Raw genomic sequence first — 17,137 nt, forward strand, 5'->3', positions numbered from 1 at the left:
CTCTGGAAGCAAAGGTCGTTTTTCCTACTCCCATGGAGCCCGTAAGTAAAATGATAGGATGAAAGTTTTGCCCTAAAGAAGAAAGAATCAAAGATGCAAGAAATTCGGCAGGTTTGTCCAATTCTTCCAGTTTTAGATTCCGAAACTCGAGTTCCAATTCTTCCTCAAAATAATTCGCTCACCTTTTCTCTTTCAAAACGATAAACCGAAGTACAAAATTCGCAAGTAATTTCGATCATTCCAACTTCGTCCAAAATTTGCATCGCTTCCTCTTTTCCTAATGTTTGAATCAATTCCCTGATTTTGTTCTCAGAACAATCACAACGAAATTCCGGTTGACCTTCCTCCAAAATTTGAACGGCGGAACGAGTCACTTCTCCGATTTTATTCAAACAATTATAAACATTTTTTCCTAAAAATTCGCTTATGTTCGCGTTGATTTGTTGGGAAAGACTTGCTATTTTTTGAATGTGTTCTTCTTTTGCTTCCGGTAAGGACTGCAAAAGAATTCCACGTACATCCCAATGAAATCCGTTCTTTCGAATATAGAGAGTTACGAAACAGACGATTTGTTCGGAACTGTTTAGATAATTTTGAAAATTCTCCTCGAAACTTTTATTAAGATACGGAACTACGGACTGATAAATACAAACTCCATCTTTCCAGCGGAATACTTTCAGAATTCCGGAATAATCTTCCGTCATTTTCCCGAGTTCAAGATTTTCTTCGGGTCTTTCTCTAAGGACAGCCTTCATTTTCCCTTGTCGATCGCTGTAAGCGAGCACCGAATGTATGGGAGAATCTTCGTTAAACTGAATTTGCAAACTCACCTTCGTATCTTCTTTGATCTGATCTGCTAAAAAGAAAGCGCCGATCATTGTCCTTGCAAGAAGTTCCGTACTCGAATCATCCAAATTATGCAGGTTTGAAGCTGCGGTAAGGGAGTATGAAATTTCAGCAACGGAATATCGGAAGTGAATATCCGGTAAAACTCCGTATATCAATGAATCTTGGTTCTGCATGGAATCCTTTTGCGGCAAGAAATGAGAGTCTCGAATTGCGTAGATGTTGCAATTTGCGTCATTCGTATCCTTTCAAACTTCCCTGGAAAAGACAGTATTTTTTCGTTTAGACAACCCGGAATGGCGGTTTTCTTTCTTTTCAGATCCACCCTTTGATGAAATTTCTTTCGAAACGAAAGGAAGGATAAAATGATATTCGGAGCCGATTACTATCCCGAACAATGGATCCCAAAAGATTGGAAAGAAGATATTTCCATCATGAAAGAAATGGGTCTGAGTTCCGTTCGTCTCGCGGAGTTCGCTTGGGCAATTATGGAACCCAAGGAAGGGAAATACGATTTTTCTTTTTTCGATCACATTCTGAATTTAATCCAAAAGAACGAAATGACAGCAATCCTCGGAACTCCGACAGCGACCTTTCCTCCCTGGCTTGTTAAAAAATTTCCCGATATAATTCAAGAACGGGACGGAGTTCAAAGAACGATCGGCACGAGAAGACAAGCTTGTTTTTCTTCTCCTAATTATAAAAAGGCAGTGGTAAAGATTGTAACCGCCATGGCTAAACATTTTGGAAATCATCCAGCGGTCATAGGTTGGCAAATCGACAACGAGATAGGGCACGAAGGTTCCGACATAGACCATTCTCAAACGTCTCTAAAAGCGTTTCGTGTTTGGCTAAAGAACAAATACAAAACGATCCAAACCCTAAACGAATCTTGGGGAAATGTCTTTTGGGGAATACTTTACAATTCCTTCGATGAGATCCCGATTCCCGGTCGTCATGTGGCGAGTAATTTCCATCCTTCTATGATTCAAGATTTCTATCGATTCCATTCCGACACGATCATAGACTTCGTAAAACTTCAGGCCCAAATTCTCAGAAAATTTTCCGTCGGAAGACCACTCACTACAAATCTATATCCTTCCCCGTTTTTACCGATTATCGATATGGCGGAATTGTCCACTTACCTCGATTATATTTCTTGGGATAACTATCCAACTTGGGGAGAACAAGAAGCTCCTTTCCCTCATCCGTTCCTATCGGCAATGCAGCAATACAACCGCGGTTTGAAAAATCTTCCCTTTACCGTAATGGAACAAATTTCCGGTTTTCAAGGACATGATTTGCTCGGCTATCTTCCGGCACCCGGGCAAACCAAACTTTGGATGAAACATTCCATTATTCACGGTTCGAATGCGATTTATTTTTTCAGATATAGAACCGCACGTTTCGGGCAGGAACAACTTTGTTACGGAATCCTAGATCATGATAAAGAAAAAACAGAACGTTATTACGAACTACAAAAAGGAATTCAAGAAATTAAAGAACACACGGAAGATTTCGCGGAAGAATTATTTCCAGCCCAAGTTGCAATCGTACATGACATTGAAAACGCACGAAATTGGAAACATCAACCGATTTCAACAGGCTTAAAATTCTCTCCCGTACCATGGTCTCAGTTAGGGTACGACATCGAAATGGCAACTTGGTTTTCGGGAATGAACGTATTGAATGTCAACACACATTTCCGTCCCGCTTCTAAAATTGATTTTAAGGATTACAAAATTATAATACTTCCGATGTACACGATGGTCAACGACGTTATTTTTAAGCGTTTAGAACAATTTGTAAGAGAAGGCGGAATTTTAGTTTTGGGTTTTAGAACCGGTGCTAAGAATTTGGATGGTTGGATGTACGACTCTCCAATTCCGGGTCCGTTTATGGAAATGGCCGGGATCAAAGTTCGTAAATTTGAAGCGGTTGGAAACCAAAAGGTCAAGTTTCGGTTTCGTTATTTCCCGGGGATCTGTTCAAAGATCTGTGAAATTTTAGAACCGACCACAGCGGAAGTTTGGGCCCGTTACACCGATAGAAAAAAATTCTACAAAGGTTCTCCAGTAATCACAGCAAACTACTATCACAAAGGAAGAGTCATTTACGTGGGATCTTCCTTGGAACCTTTGAGTTTCGTGCTTCTCTATCGCCGTATTTTAAAGGAAGCCAAGATTCCGTTCATATTCTACGGACCAAACGTAGAAAAGATTTTTCGAATCGGTAGAAGACAAAATTATGAAATCTTTATTAACCATTCCGGAAGGAAAAGTCTTGCAGGCTTGAAAATTTTAGATCCTTATGAAGTCAGGATTCTTCCTAAAAAGAAATAAAGTAGTCGGTAATTTTTCAAAAAAGAATAGTTGAAAAATTTGTTCTTATTTTAGTCGAAAACCTTACTATGATTTGTTGAGTCGTTTAATAGAATGGAACAGGTAAGAATTTTTTGGAAGTGAATCAAATTGAAGAATTGAATCGAATTCTTATATCCGTTTCCGGACAAAACCGTCCTTACGAGATTTTCGTAGATAATTTGCATACTGCATTCTTCCAATTTGAAGATAGTTTTATCCTCCCGTCTACTTCGGTTTACGAAGTGGATTTTTCAGCCGCTAAGGAATTTCTTTTACAAGCACAACAATTGATCCCAGAGTTGATCGGAGGATGTCATGTACTTCCAATCGCAAAGCCGAAAAAAAAATCGAATCAACTCTTTTTGGTCAAAGAAGTTCCCTCTTCGGAAGAAAATGAAAATAAAAAGTTCGTTTTTGTAGTAAGTTTCATACTTACCTATTTAGGGGGTGCGCCGGCCCCAATGATCGTAAAACAACCTATACAAGGAAAAACGGCAACGGTTCGAACTCAGAGAATTTATTTCTCAGCCAGAATTCTTCCCTTAAAATCCTTCGAATTTAAAAACGGTGTTTTGGTCGATTTCGTAACGCGGAAATATAAAGAGACAGAATTTATGATTGATGTCGATACGGTTTCTTCGTTTAACAAAGCCCAACATACGTATTCAGAACTTTTCGACGATGTGGATTATTCCAAGCAGATTTCAATGATTCATTCGATTTTAAACATCAATAAAGAGATTTGGAAGCCCGGTAAGATTTTCGAACCAATCGACGTGGAACTTCATACGATCAGTTCTAGATTTTTAGATGGTTCCCAAGAGAGAATTTTTAACCAATTTGAAAGCTTTCGGCATTTGATTGATCTTTTATTGTCCCCGGAAAGCATGACTATAGATTCAGTGAAACAGGAACCTTTGCATGACTGGCTTCGTTCTTTCGAAACGGAAAGGGGTGTAACGCCCTCCGGTAATATGCTTTGGAAAATCTTAAAACGAAAGTAATCTTCTTAAAGAGAAACCCATGGACCATCCACTCGCCCCTCCTATTGATTTTCCCTTAGAGGAAGTCAAACGTAGGATCAAATCCGTTCAGTCCGTTTCCGGTATTTTTATCGAGTCAGCGCTGAAGCTTCAGAAAGATTTGAAAACTTTCTCCTTTTCTACGGAAGCCGAAGAGAAAGATCAAATCCATAAGGCAGACGAGATGATGGGAAAGTTCATTGTGGAATATCTCAGACAAAACTTTCCTTCTGATTCGATCCTTTCCGAAGACAATTATAAACATGAAGGAAATAATTCTTTTCGCTGGGTATTGGATCCGATTGACGGATCTATGAATTTCGTAAGAGGGATTCCTCTTTATTGTGTTGCGATCGGGCTTGAGCATAGAGAATCTCCGGTTGCAGGTGTTGTTTTTGTTCCGGGTCTCAATACAAAGTATTCGGCTATTCTTTCTCAAGGCGCCTTCAAAAACGGACTCAGAATCGATGTTTCCAATACGGAATCCCTCGCACGCGCAATGCTTGTTCCGAGTTTTCCAACGAACAGAAAAGAAATATTAAACGAAGTCATCTCTGATATCACCGCATTCATCAGTTGTGGCAGATCCATGAGAAGAACAGGCTCTTTTGTTTTGGATACTTGTTGGGTCGCGGAAGGCCTACTTGACGGCATCTGGGAAAAAGGGGTTAAACTCTGGGACACCACGGCAAGTTCGGTAATTCTCGCCGAGGCCGGAGGCAAATTAACGGACTTCAGTGGAAAACATTTTTTTTCCGGAAACTCAGAAGTAGTCGTATCGAACGGAAAAGTTCATTCCCAGATCATAGACATCATGAGAAACGTTCGGGATTCGATCGGAAAAAACTAAAGATTAAAATCAGTTCAGAGAAAAAGAATAATCGAATGATTCAAAAGTAAGAGTTTCTTATTTTAGAAATCCTTTTATCACTCAGGAAATGTGTTTTTTTGTTTAGAAAAGATTCTTTCAATTTTCTTAAATCGAATTTACTTTAAGAACAATTTTAAAAAAATTCACCGTGTTTCGAGACCGTTTTTCCGTGTTTGTTGGAAAACCTTTTCGAATTTCATTGCCGTTCCCTTAACGACTCTATGCCGAAACCTAGAGTCCGTTTCAAAATGTAAGAACTACTACAATTTCAAACGCACAAAAACAGTATAAACCGCCAATACGACGTAATCTGTGGGAACTCTACTGTTTTATTACGAGTTTACCGAATGATTATAACCGATTTACTGTAAGGTTCTGGGACAGACTTTAAATATTTATATAACAAATTCGATTCATTCAATAGAGCGGTTCCATTGCTGGAACCAACCATAGAAAAAAGAAGTTACTACTGATCTCTATATAAAGGATTACCGTCAATTTTAGCGCAATCCCCATTTAAAGACAGAATCTTGAGCACTCTATATTACGTAGAGATTAGTAATTGATGTTAGATCCAAATTTTAATAGCAGAAATAAGAAATCACTTTAAGACCAAGTTAGATTATTTTTATCAAGGAGTATTTAAAAATGCTTCTATGTTTCGAATCTGATCATCAGTTAAAGGAAGTCTTGTCATGATTCGGCTCGTACGTTTTGGAGTATAACCCGGAGGATAAGTTCCTTCCACAATTCTCGCTTTTAATAACTCGAAATTCGAACCTTGAATTGCAGGTCCGATAGTACCATCCATCGCAGGATTCTGATTGTGACAAGCGGAGCAATTCGTCAAATATAAACCTTTTCCTTGAGAAATCGATTTTTGTTCCGGAGAAAGATTCTCTTCTTCTTTGCAGGTTGCAAAAACAAGAATAAAGAAAATAAAAATGAATGAGAGGCGGGAAAACCCGCCTCGATTTTTACAGATCCTCATCGATTAAAGGAGAACCTCAAGAAGAATATAAATAACCAAAGAAAGAACAAAACCTGAGGTGATAACACCTTTTACGGTTTTAATCGGCTTGAAAGTGGCGCTTTCTGGTGTTGCGGTTAACGCGTTCGTTTCTACAATCGCGAGAATCACTAAAATCGCCCCTAAGAACGTATGTGCTTGTGCGCTTGTTATCTCGAAAGAAATCGGAAGATTTCTTGCAGCACCCATCAAAAACAACATAGGAATGGAAAGAAGAGTGTTAGTCCTAGAAGCCAAAAGACCTCTAGCCGCACGGGGAGCGGGGTTTTCCGTAGTTTCACCTTTTGCGGCCGCAATCACAACTTTCTGGGCAGGCCAAATCACAAACCAAACGTTAAACCACATTAAAGTTCCGAGTAATCCTCCTCCGAGAATTACCGCAAGCAATTGACCGGTAGAAAGAGTAGTGCCGTTAACGATCAAATAGATAATCATCGCCCAGCCGCTAAGAAAAGTAAACATCGCCCCCCAACGAAACCACCAGAGAACTCTTGGGGCTAATTGTTGAGTCGCTTTTTTCTTTGTATCCGCGTCTGTCTCGGCAAAGAAAGATCCTTGTACAAAATTAATGTACCAAAGTAGTCCGATCCAAGCGATACCTGCGAGGAAATGTATCCACTTAAAAATGAAATACAAACCTTGGCTTGTAAAAAGAGCAATTCCTTCCATAATACCTCCAATTCATCGATTGAATTATAATTTTGTGTACTCTAAAAAAATGGAGCACCAGAATTAAAAATAAATCTTGAAATTTAGGCTCTCAGTCAAGCACTTTAGAAAGATTCTAATTTTTGAGAAAAAATAAAATACAAATTTCGGAAAATGAACTTTAAGTACGATTCAAGATAGATCCTGGATTAAATTTTTCTGTAATATATCCCAGAAAGAAGGTTCGTCGTCCTTTTCATTCGAGGAATGGAATGGCGTAAAACGATCTTGAAAAATTTCAGCTTGAGATTTGAAAATCACTTTCATCTTGTCTCCGTTTTGAAAAAATTCCGATTCGAACTTATTTCCCTCATTACCCTTGCTTCCGTACACAAGAAGAAGAAAATATCCATCAAAGTATTCATCCATGTTTCCGGGAATGAACCAATTTACCATGCCGGGCGGAAAAATCTTAAGAAATCGGCCGTTGATTTTCTTTTCCGGAAGTTTCGAAAACTCTCCCGTAATCTTTCCATAATTTTTAGAAGAATAAAAACGAAGCTTATATCCCAAACTTTTAATATCGATTTCAAGTCCATAAACTCGGATGAATAATGAAACATGAATGTGAAGAACTTCCGGTTTATTCCAATAGCCTTTGGGAGTATCAGGAATTTTTAAAAAGGTTTTAGTTCCTTCGTTATATAGCTCGATCCCGTTTAGAAATTCTCCTGATTTAAAGATCGTAATTCGATACGACACTTGATTAAGAAGTTTATTGAATCGTTTATAAAATTGCGGATAGGCTATTTTTGTAGATTCGTTCAGTTCATAAAGAAGCCAAGATGTATTCCTCACTCTCCCCGAATCACAATGACAAACATAACAAAGATAACGATGTGTATCCGAAATCGAAGCGAGTTTGGAAGAGTGACTCGAATCGGAACGAAGGAAATTTTGCAGCCGGTCTACGTGATGAAAAAAATCAAGGTGACTGTATGTCGGAAGAATCGAAACCATCTCTCGTTTCATTCGAAACGTTTTTTGATCTTTGAAAAAAGTCGGAAAATATTCCACGTGGATTTGATAAGGAACGTTCTCGGGAATTTTTTCTGTTGTGATTACATTTCGAAACCCTTGATCCGTTTTTTGAAGATAGAAGTCGATCGAAAGCATGTCGTCTTTTTCTTGCAGGAGGTATACGTCCGCCGAGGTTAGATTTCCAAATAAGGCGTTTCTAATTCCTCCGGTCGGATATTCTCTGAAAATATTTTTTTGATAGGAAAGGTATTCTTTCCAAAAAGCGGCTTGTTGTGGGGTTTTTTGGACACAATCAAAAAGAAAAAAACAAATCAAAACGTAGATGAAAAATCGAATTTTATTTTCCTTGTTTCCGTACGATTTCATAAAGCGAATCCACAGTTTGATCATTTATTTCTTTGTAATACGATTCGAAAATCTGCCTCTTGCTTCGGGAAAAAATTCTTAACCATGAAAAATTAGGCCGGATCCCGGAAGACAAAATACCTTCCGGATCTAATAAAATCGATTCGTAATTTTTCGATTTGTTTTCGTTGATATAACTTTGAACCGGACTCGGTGCGTTCCTAAGATCGACAAACGCTACAAATTCGATGAAATCTTCTGATTCGTCGATCAAATTCTGCATTCTCCAATAAATCTTCCTACCGTGTTTTCTACAGAGAACGATATCGACATACGAACAACCTAAAAGAAATACGGTTTTACCTTTTAAAGTTCTAGAATTCAAAATCTTGCCTTTTTGATCTTTGAGCTGAAAATGGGGAAGATCGGAGGAAAAAACGGAAACCGTTAACAAAAAAAAAGTCGGGAAAAAAACCATCTTAAAAGAAAACACTCTAAGACGAATCAAAAAACCAATCCATAATTTTCCTTTCAGAATACTTAAAGCTCGTTTCAAAATCCTATCCTATTTTTTTTTCTTTATTCCCATTTAGTGATAACTTTCACTTTTCATGCACCCGAGTAGTAATGAGTTCGTAAAAAACCTTTTAAGATAAATTTCTAGATTAATTTTTATTTCGTTTGAAATCGAAAAATTCCATCCCAATTCTTTTCCAAAGGTTTGGAAGAATATAATTTACAACGTTTCAGATAAATTTTGGAAAGATTATCTCTGGGTTCTTCATGGTAAAGTTGTTTGAAAATTTTAGTCGCTTCCCCGAATTTTCCAGATCTATATTCAAAAATTCCCTGAGATAATAGATCCAATGTTCTCAGTTTAAATTCCTTCACCTCTTCCGGATCGGATTCAAACACCTCATAGATATCGACGGGTTGACTTCTTCCCTTTACAAACGCCGAATCGATCATTCGAATTCCAATCTCGCTCATTCTATGGAGCCGAAGATAAGTATGATGAGAAATTAATATTCTACCCTGATACAAATAGGTAAGAGATTGAAGTTTGGACGTAAGGCGGATCGCATCACCGACCACGTTGGTATCGATCCTTCTTTCGCTTCCCACCGTTCCTAAAATCAAAGAGCCCGTATTGATTCCGATTCCGATTTCCAAATTCCATTCCGAAGGAATCGAAAAACTTTTTTGTATTTTTTTCGATCGAACGACATTCATCATTTTGAGCGCAGCTTCGACGGCATTGTCGGCAGAATTGAAATTCTCCTTTTCTACTCTTTCGTTATAATCCGCAAAAAGTGCAAGTAGCGCATCCCCCGAATACTGATCCACAAAACCAGCGGCTTCATAAACGATCTTTTCCATTTCAGATAGATAAGAATTTAAGAATGTGATTGTCTGATTCGACGGAATTGTTTCCAAAATATTTGTAAAATTTCGAATATCGGAAGATAAAATAGTCATCGATTTTTCTTTGTTATTCCCGATCGAAATTGATACGGGAGATTCCTTATCTAGAATTCTGATAAAATCCACGGGAACAAATCGATAAAAAGCGTCCTTTTGATTGGAAAGTTCCTCGTTAATAATCTCCATATCCTTGTATAGCCGAACGTACTTCGAAATCAAAATATTTATGATCGTGACGACAAAGAATAAATAAACGATCGGAAAAAAAGAATAATGAAATTCTAAAATTTTAAAAATCGAATTCAATAAATCACATATTCCAAAAACGATACATACTAAAATTCCCGTTAATATCTTACCCGAGTCTTGTTTCTTTTTTCTTACCGCTTGAATTAAAAAGGACAGAATATAAATCAAAAAGAAAATCATTGAAATTTGAGATATTTTAAGGACAACTTGCACCCAGGAAAACGGAGAAATAAGAATCGCAAAAAACAATCCGATCAAAAGAACTATGAAAAAATTTGGAATTACGCCCGATCTTTCTTTCCGATAAAAATAGTCCTTCAAAAAATAATAAAAAAAAGGAAGAATCAAAGTCAAAGAAGAATATTCGGCTCTGAAAAACGGAGAGCTATCAATTTGAGAATTCAGATTAATAAACTTTTTAAAGATTAAATCCGACGATGAAAAAAAATAAACGGAAGAAATAAATAAAAATAATCCGAAATAGAGATAATACAAATCGCGCTTCCTTATCGCATAAAAAAATACGTAATAAACTCCGAATATAAAATAGATTGCATATAACAAAAAATAGAAATATTCGGAACTAGATTGATAAATCCTCTGAAATAGGGAAATTTTATACCCACTTGCGTGATAAAATCCGAAATGATCGTTTTGAATATAAGGAGTCTGATTCGATCCGCCAACAATGCATAAAAGAATCGTATTCTTGCCTTGTTTTAAAACGCCGAAAGGAATAGGCAAAGTTACGGATCTTAAGGACCTTCGAATCGAAGGAGTCACATCTCCCCCGTCAGTTTGTTTCAGAAATTTTTCTTTTCGAATTAAAAAACCATTGATATAAAGTTCCCAACTTTCTCCCACACTTGGAAAATAAATTGCAGTCGGTAATTTTAAGAACACAGAATCCGGATTTATTAAAAATTCCGCTTTTACAGTCACTTCATGGAACCCGGACCGTTCCGGTATTTCAAAAAGAGAATTAAAACTCACTGGAAAATCGGAAATCGATTTCCAATTTTCCGAACTCTTAGACTCTTTTTCCTTATTTTCTTTTTTATTTTGAGATAAAGAACTAGGAATATTCGTTTTTTCTAATCTAGTTTTGAGATGTTTTTCTAAACTCGCCTTCCATTCAGCGTGTGTGAGGTCCAAAACCTCCAAATCCGAATCATATTCGCACGAAAATAGAGCGGGTAAAATCGATAAAACTGCAAAAAATTTCAGGGTCCGGATCATTCAACCAGATTCCATTCAAGAAGAATTAGAAGCGAAGGAAATTTTTCCAAAAACGAAAGTTTAGATCACATAACGAGCTCGTCTTCACCAGCACGGGCGACGACAATTTCACCAGCGTCTTCAAGTTTACGTATGATGTTTACAATTTTTTGCTGTGCGTCTTCCACGTCTTTAATTCGAATCGGACCCATAAAATCCATATCTTCTCGGAGGAGGTTTGCGGCACGTTTGGACATATTCTTGAAGATTTTTTCTTGAACTTCTGTATCCACTGATTTTAAGGCTTTTGCAAGATCCGAATTGTCCACTTCTCTCATAACTTTTTGGATCGCGCGATCGTCCAAAAGAACGATGTCTTCGAAGACGAACATTCTCTTTTTGATCTCTTCCGCGAGTTCCGGGTCTTCCTCTTCCAAAGCCTCAATGATCGTCTTTCCCGTTCCCCGGTCCACTAAGTTCAAAATCTCAACCACGGAATCGATACCACCTGCGGACGTATAATCTTCGGAAGCCAAAGTGGAGAGTTTTCTTTCAAGGACTCGTTCTACTTCGCGAAGAACGTCCGGACTGACCCGGTCCATAGTTGCAATTCGTTTTGCGACTTCCGCCTGAATTGTATGAGGCAGATTGGAAAGAATATTCGAAGCTTTCTGAGGATCCAAATAAGAAAGAATCAATGCGATCGTCTGAGGGTGTTCGTTCTGGATAAAGTTTAATAAATGCTGAGGATCGGTTCTTCGAATGAAGTCGAACGGTCTGACTTGTAAGGAAGAAGTGAGTCGATTGATGATATCGATCGCTTTCTGATTTCCGAGCGCCTTTTCTAAAAGACCTCGGGCAAAATCGATTCCTCCATTGGAGATGAATTCTTGAGCCATCATTAGCTCGTTGAATTCTACTAAAACTTTTTCTTTGTCTTCGGGAGTAATCTTATCGAGTCGAGCAATTTCGAACGTGATTTGTTCGATTTCGTCCTCTCGAAGATGTTTGAAAATCTCGGAAGATACTTCGCTTCCAACTGCGATGAGAAAAACCGCAGCCTTTTGCCTTCCGGTTAGGTTTGTTTTTTTATTCAACACGCCTGGAACTTCCCGTAAGAATCCTATCGGTTAAAATAACGCATTTCAACGAAAAGATTTTTCGACCTATGGAAGAAAATTCTCTCCTTGAGTCCGGATATTTTTTGCACTTCTTTATAAATTGTTTCGTATAGAGCAAGTAACTCCACTACCGATCTCTACAAAGGAGTACAGTCAATTTTAGCACAAATCTCCGCTTAAAGGCAGAATTTTGGTAACTCTATTGTATAGAGATCAGTAATAACCTTGCCTATGAGTAATATGACAATCCGAGAGTATTTTTTTGAGAGTGTGAATACTAGTGTTTTAAAGCCAAGATGTCAGAATAAGGACGTAATCTGTGGGAACTACTGCGTTTTATTATTAAGACTTAACAATCATAATCGTGGTTTCTTTTGTTGGTTTTCTTGTTGTGATAAATTCTTGCAAACTCAGACCAGAAGGGACATATCAATAGAATTGTTGAAAATTAATTCCCTTCTGTTCCCGTTTCATTGAAACGGGCGATTAAAGTAGTTTTTAAACTTCGCTATGGAATTTTTCAATAATTCTAATTTTGTCTAAAACTCGGACGAGTGGGATCTCAAATCTCCGCAATTAGGTGAGTAAATTCTCGTAAAACTTACTACTCGGACACATGAATAAAATACTATGATAAACTATTTCGAAAATTAGAATGTTGGAATCTTCCCCTAAAAAGTCGAGATTTCCCGATTTGACTTAATTTTTGAGAACCGTTGTACTTTTGCAAAACCGACCGCTTATTTTCGAGTATCATTTTCATACGTCCGAGTAGTAACTCTTCTTTAAAATGTGGGAACTCCCACAAAAATTTAAAAAATACTATTCTTTTTTGGAAATCATAAGCTTGAGGAAAACTTGACCTAAAAAAAGAATCACAAATCATCAAAACAGGAGAATAATCTTGAAACTGAAAGTTTATGAATATAAAAACTGTTCCACTTGTAGGAATGCGCTCAAATTCCTTTCCAACAAAAAAGTGGAATTGGAAATATTACCAATTCGTGAAACTCCTCCCAAAAAAACGGAACTTAAAACAATGTTGAAGTATGTGGGCAACGAATCGAAAAAACTTTTCAATACTTCCGGCGGAGATTATAAAGAATTAGGCCTCAAGGACAAACTCAACTCTATGTCCCTTGAGGATCAATTGGATCTTCTTTCTAAAAACGGAAACTTGGTTAAACGTCCTTTCGTTCTCGGAGACAATTTCGGTTTCGTAGGATTTAAAGAAGAGGAATGGAAAAAACAAATTCGTTAGATTATAAATCTACGGAAGTTCCGAATGTTCCATTTATATCGGGTTCGGAAAATATTTGCGAAGACGATGCATATCCGCCAGCTCCATCGGATAAATAAAGATAAACGTTCCCTATATTGGTCCCACCGACCGAGCTTGGAGCTCCAACCAGAACATCGCTGAAGCCGTCCCCGTTGATATCCCCCGATGCGATCGAATTTCCCATATTCCCTACGTTAACCGCTACTGTTAAAAAATTCAGTGAGCTGGTTATTAAACCGAGTGTATTACCCGTAGTTAAGTACGTAACCGCGTGCCCCTGACTCGGATACGTAGAGGTATAAGAATAACCTCCTGTAAGAAGATCCAAAAATCCATCCCCATTGACATCTCCGGTTGTAACCGAAGTTCCCGTTTGAGATCCGGGTACTCCCGAAATAGGACCGTTGATTGTATTAGCAAGAACACCAGAAGTAGATAAGTATAAATGCACTCTACCAGCCCCAGCCGACTCTTGATAAGCACCAACAAATAAATCCGCAAAGCCGTCTCGGTTTACATCCGTTACAACGACTGAATTTGCATACCACTCGTTTACAGCCGAACCTGTAATTGTTTGAGAATAAGTGGTAAAAATTCCAGCTCCTTGAGCAAGATAAACAAAAGACGCACCGATCTGCGCAGAACCCACAGCTCCAACAATTGCATCCGATCTGCCGTCGCCATTCACATCACCTAATGTGATCGCATATCCATAAAACGATGCACTCCCTACATTTCCCGGATTGCTCAATTGTTGACTAAACGTAATTCCTTGCCCCACAACCGCATTTGACAAATAAGAATAAACTCGCCCAACGTTTCCTACATCGTACGGTGCGGCAACTAAAATATCCGAAAAACCGTTCCCATCAATGTCTCCTACATCCACGTTAAGTAAACCACCGGTGCCTATAGGAATGGAACTGACCGGTATAGTCGAGAGCCCACCTGTTGATCCCAGCGAAAGATAAACCTCGAACGTGTTTGATGCACTTCCAACAACGGCATCCGCATACCCGTCTCCATCGATATCTCCCAATTTAACGGAATAGCCGAAACCACCCGCACCATTTAACAAAGTTATCGGAGCAGAATTTAAACCTTTTGTTTTTCCAAGAGAAAGATAAGCCCTTACACGATTTGCAACTTGAGAACCGATCAAAGCATCCGGATAACCATCCCCGTTGATGTCCTTGTTCGACCCCTTTTGAACGTCAATCGTGATCGGAATAGAAGTCAATCCGTTAGAAGTGGATCGAACCGAAATCGTATGCAAACTCCAGTCCTTCCAGACACCTACCGAAGGAATTGTAGTCGGAATTCCCGCAGCAGGAAGTTGAAACCGCCATTGAGTTCCTGATATTTGTGCATCCACGAACGGACCCGAATCCAAAGCGACTTGAACTCCCAAGTCGGAGGAATCTATTTCCCCGATTAAAAAACCGGTATTTAAAAGACTTTTCGACTTTATATTAAGGATCGTCGGTTGAGATAATCTAACATTGATTCCGCAGACGGAAGTCTGAGCCGAAGTTACAAGAAAGTTAAGTAACAAAGATTTGTAAAAAAGAGAACCGCTCATGTCGCAGGCGTTTTCTACGGATTTAACAGCACAATTGTAAAAAAGAAAAAAGGCACAAAGAAAATATGGAAACCGTTTCATAATAAATGTACCCCGAGCTATCCTTTTACGAAAATATAAACGTCTTAGGTAAAAGAGACGGAACCTTACTTAGTTTTATACCTTTTTGAATTAGAGTTTCCAGGAATCTACTAAAGAAATTTTTAATTCGACATCAATCATAAAAATTCAAATCCCTTTCCTTCTCTTACAATCGCCATTTTGTCACCCGTCATATTTAAAATCGTCGAAAGTTCCACTTTCACGATTCCTCCATCGACAATTCCTTCAACACGGGCCCCATAGACGCGTTCCAATAAATCAACTTCGATAATGAACTCATCGTTTGCAAAGACGGAGGTGGAGGTTAATGGATTTGGATGAACCTGCAGTAACTTTTGCAAATAAATCGCATCCGGAATTCGAATACCGATCTGTTTCTCTTTTTGGTTGGAAAAAGAAACTCTAGGCAGGTGTTTGTTGGCACGGGTAATAAACGTAAACGGTCCCGGCGTAATCCTTTTCATCAAACGAAATGCTTCGTTTGAAAGATACTCGATATAATTGGAAGCAACTGAAATACTAGGACAGATCAAAGAAAGCGGTTGGTTTTTTGGAATATTTTTCAACTCATATAATTTTTCAACACCGAGTTTAGATTGAGAATCCGCAACCAAAGCATAAACCGTATCCGTCGGAAAAATATAAACGTTTCCTTCCAACAAATTGTTTGAAATCTGTTGGAGTTTTCTATTTTCAGGATTGATCGGATGAAGAGAAAGAATCATTAAAAATTAGACTCACTTTTAAAGCCCCGCCGTAATTCCTCCATCAACCACAATTGTTTGCCCAGTAACATAAGCGGATGCGTCGCTCGCAAAAAAAATCGCGGCTCCTACGAGATCATCCGGTTTTCCGAGTCTTCCCATTGGAATCGAATTTATCATTTGCTCCAAAACGTCCGGTTTTTCTTTGATCATTTCCGTCATATCTGTATCGATAAAACCGGGACAAATCGAGTTCACACGATAACCGGAGCCGATCCATTCGACAGCAAGAGCCCGGGTCATATTAATAATCGCCCCTTTAGTCCCGGAATAGACAGAGGCAAATTTCGTTCCCCTCATTCCAAGAATAGAAGCAACATTGATGATATTCCCACCTTTCTTTTTGTGAATCCTATAATAAGCCGCACAAGCTCTGAATACACCCGTAAAATTAGTTTGAATGATAGATTGGATTTCGTCCTCCTTTAAAAAAGCGGCGGGTTTATTCGAAGCAATTCCGGCGTTATTTACAAGTACATCGAGTTTTCCATGCTCTTTAACGATGGACTCGATGATCGGCGTCATTACATCCGGTTGACGAATGTCCGCAGCATAACCTTTGATGCCGGAACCGTCGAATTTTTTGACCGATTCTTCCGAAGAACCTGTTCCATAAACGACCGCTCCAGCGTTTTTAAAACCTTCTGCAAAGTGCCTTCCGATCCCACGAGTGGATCCGGTCACTAAAACCGTTTTGCCTTTTACGTTAAATAAATTGTTCAACAAATTACTCCTGATTGTACTGCGGTTTTACTGGATAACAAGGCCGAATCTCTTCGATGGATTCTCCACCGTTTGCCATTGACGGTGTTTTTCCGCGCTCCGTATCGAAAGTACGAATCAGCTTTCGAGAATCGATTCGAATGTTTTTCCCAAAATCAGAACTCGTGTCTTTTGCTTTTTCTTTTTTAGATTTTTTCTCAGAATACGGATCGAAAACCTCCGTTTCTTTTTCCTCTTTTTCCACAGTGAGGTCATCCACTAGAATTTCTCGATTAATATAATGAGTCCCGTCGCTTTTATACATATTGTGCAACGGATCACAATCAAACATATCGATTTTAGCGACGATGTGATCGCAAAAAAGAAGATAACTTTTGCAAAGATATTGAAGACTGGATTCTTTGACTCGATCAAAACTTCCTCTTCTGCAGGAAGGAAACACAAGAAAAATCAAAAAACAAATCCAAAGTTTTTTACAAAACGTTCTGAAATTTATCGAACGATT

The 17,137-nt window shown here is 38.4% G+C and carries 16 protein-coding genes (1 of these 16 running past the window's edge); 4 read left to right on the top strand and 12 right to left on the bottom strand.

Annotated features, from left to right (window positions below; genetic code table 11):
* Together tsaE and LEP1GSC062_RS00490 are read right to left on the bottom strand one after the other, a co-directional pair.
* A protein-coding gene (tsaE, locus tag LEP1GSC062_RS00485; RefSeq protein WP_010577404.1) for a tRNA (adenosine(37)-N6)-threonylcarbamoyltransferase complex ATPase subunit type 1 TsaE crosses the window boundary here: on the bottom strand, positions 1-157 show its beginning. The gene continues 413 nt to the left of window position 1, outside the view; 157 of the gene's 570 nt are visible here — the first part of the coding sequence; its start codon is at positions 155-157; the stop codon falls past the left edge of the window.
* Positions 158-164: 7 nt separating this feature from the next.
* On the bottom strand, positions 165-1,022 hold the full coding sequence (locus tag LEP1GSC062_RS00490) for an Hsp33 family molecular chaperone HslO (RefSeq protein ID WP_010577405.1): 858 nt from the start codon (positions 1,020-1,022) through the stop codon (positions 165-167).
* Between the two features lie 189 nt (positions 1,023-1,211).
* Between LEP1GSC062_RS00490 and LEP1GSC062_RS00500 the strand changes: the two genes are divergently transcribed.
* The 3 genes from LEP1GSC062_RS00500 (at position 1,212) to LEP1GSC062_RS00510 (ending at position 5,081) form a co-directional block, all read left to right on the top strand.
* On the top strand, positions 1,212-3,188 hold the full coding sequence (locus LEP1GSC062_RS00500; RefSeq protein WP_010577406.1) for a beta-galactosidase: 1,977 nt from the start codon (positions 1,212-1,214) through the stop codon (positions 3,186-3,188).
* Positions 3,189-3,301: 113 nt separating this feature from the next.
* Positions 3,302-4,213, top strand: coding sequence for an LIC_10030 family protein (locus LEP1GSC062_RS00505; RefSeq protein WP_039940701.1), 912 nt, complete (start codon positions 3,302-3,304; stop codon positions 4,211-4,213).
* A 19-nt stretch (positions 4,214-4,232) separates the two neighbouring features.
* Positions 4,233-5,081 (top strand): inositol monophosphatase family protein, encoded by an 849-nt coding sequence (locus tag LEP1GSC062_RS00510; RefSeq protein ID WP_004507911.1) that lies wholly within the window; start codon positions 4,233-4,235, stop codon positions 5,079-5,081.
* A gap of 652 nt (positions 5,082-5,733) precedes the next feature.
* On the opposite strand, the gene LEP1GSC062_RS00515 is transcribed toward LEP1GSC062_RS00510, so the two are convergent.
* The 6 genes from LEP1GSC062_RS00515 to fliG all read right to left on the bottom strand — a co-directional run bounded on the left by LEP1GSC062_RS00515 (position 5,734) and on the right by fliG (position 12,158).
* Positions 5,734-6,093 (bottom strand): c-type cytochrome, encoded by a 360-nt coding sequence (locus tag LEP1GSC062_RS00515; RefSeq protein WP_010577408.1) that lies wholly within the window; start codon positions 6,091-6,093, stop codon positions 5,734-5,736.
* Positions 6,094-6,096: 3 nt separating this feature from the next.
* Positions 6,097-6,801 (bottom strand): urate hydroxylase PuuD, encoded by a 705-nt coding sequence (locus LEP1GSC062_RS00520; RefSeq protein ID WP_010577409.1) that lies wholly within the window; start codon positions 6,799-6,801, stop codon positions 6,097-6,099.
* 171 nt (positions 6,802-6,972) lie between these two features.
* A complete protein-coding gene (locus tag LEP1GSC062_RS00525) occupies positions 6,973-8,187 on the bottom strand; it encodes an LIC10025 family lipoprotein (RefSeq protein ID WP_020983030.1) in 1,215 nt (404 codons plus the stop codon).
* On the bottom strand, positions 8,159-8,722 hold the full coding sequence (locus LEP1GSC062_RS00530) for a hypothetical protein (RefSeq protein ID WP_020983047.1): 564 nt from the start codon (positions 8,720-8,722) through the stop codon (positions 8,159-8,161). Before LEP1GSC062_RS00530 ends, LEP1GSC062_RS00525 begins: the two co-directional genes overlap by 29 nt.
* Positions 8,723-8,838: 116 nt before the next feature.
* Complete coding sequence (locus LEP1GSC062_RS00535; protein WP_020983089.1) at positions 8,839-10,995, bottom strand: adenylate/guanylate cyclase domain-containing protein; 2,157 nt, start codon at positions 10,993-10,995, stop codon at positions 8,839-8,841.
* A gap of 149 nt (positions 10,996-11,144) precedes the next feature.
* Positions 11,145-12,158 carry a flagellar motor switch protein FliG gene (gene fliG / locus LEP1GSC062_RS00540; RefSeq protein WP_020983003.1) on the bottom strand — a complete coding sequence of 338 codons (1,014 nt, stop codon included), beginning with the start codon at positions 12,156-12,158 and terminating at the stop codon, positions 11,145-11,147.
* 925 nt (positions 12,159-13,083) lie between these two features.
* Here fliG and LEP1GSC062_RS00550 point away from each other — a divergent pair.
* Positions 13,084-13,440, top strand: a complete 357-nt coding sequence (locus LEP1GSC062_RS00550; protein ID WP_010577413.1) for an arsenate reductase family protein — start codon at positions 13,084-13,086, stop codon at positions 13,438-13,440.
* A gap of 1 nt (position 13,441) precedes the next feature.
* Here the strand turns inward: LEP1GSC062_RS00550 and LEP1GSC062_RS00555 are convergent, their stop codons facing one another.
* From LEP1GSC062_RS00555 to LEP1GSC062_RS00570, 4 genes are all read right to left on the bottom strand, one after another.
* A complete protein-coding gene (locus LEP1GSC062_RS00555) occupies positions 13,442-15,124 on the bottom strand; it encodes an FG-GAP and VCBS repeat-containing protein (RefSeq protein WP_010577414.1) in 1,683 nt (560 codons plus the stop codon).
* A 137-nt stretch (positions 15,125-15,261) separates the two neighbouring features.
* Positions 15,262-15,870: an L-threonylcarbamoyladenylate synthase gene (locus LEP1GSC062_RS00560; protein WP_004495091.1), complete on the bottom strand. Its 609-nt coding sequence runs from the start codon at positions 15,868-15,870 to the stop codon at positions 15,262-15,264.
* Between the two features lie 18 nt (positions 15,871-15,888).
* Entirely contained in the window at positions 15,889-16,632 is a 744-nt protein-coding gene (locus tag LEP1GSC062_RS00565) for an SDR family NAD(P)-dependent oxidoreductase (RefSeq protein WP_004495112.1), read from the bottom strand.
* Between the two features lie 4 nt (positions 16,633-16,636).
* Positions 16,637-17,128, bottom strand: coding sequence for a hypothetical protein (locus tag LEP1GSC062_RS00570; protein WP_425268419.1), 492 nt, complete (start codon positions 17,126-17,128; stop codon positions 16,637-16,639).
* Positions 17,129-17,137: the final 9 nt, after the last annotated feature.

The sequence above is a fragment of the Leptospira alexanderi serovar Manhao 3 str. L 60 genome, from assembly GCF_000243815.2.
GTDB lineage: Bacteria > Spirochaetota > Leptospiria > Leptospirales > Leptospiraceae > Leptospira > Leptospira alexanderi.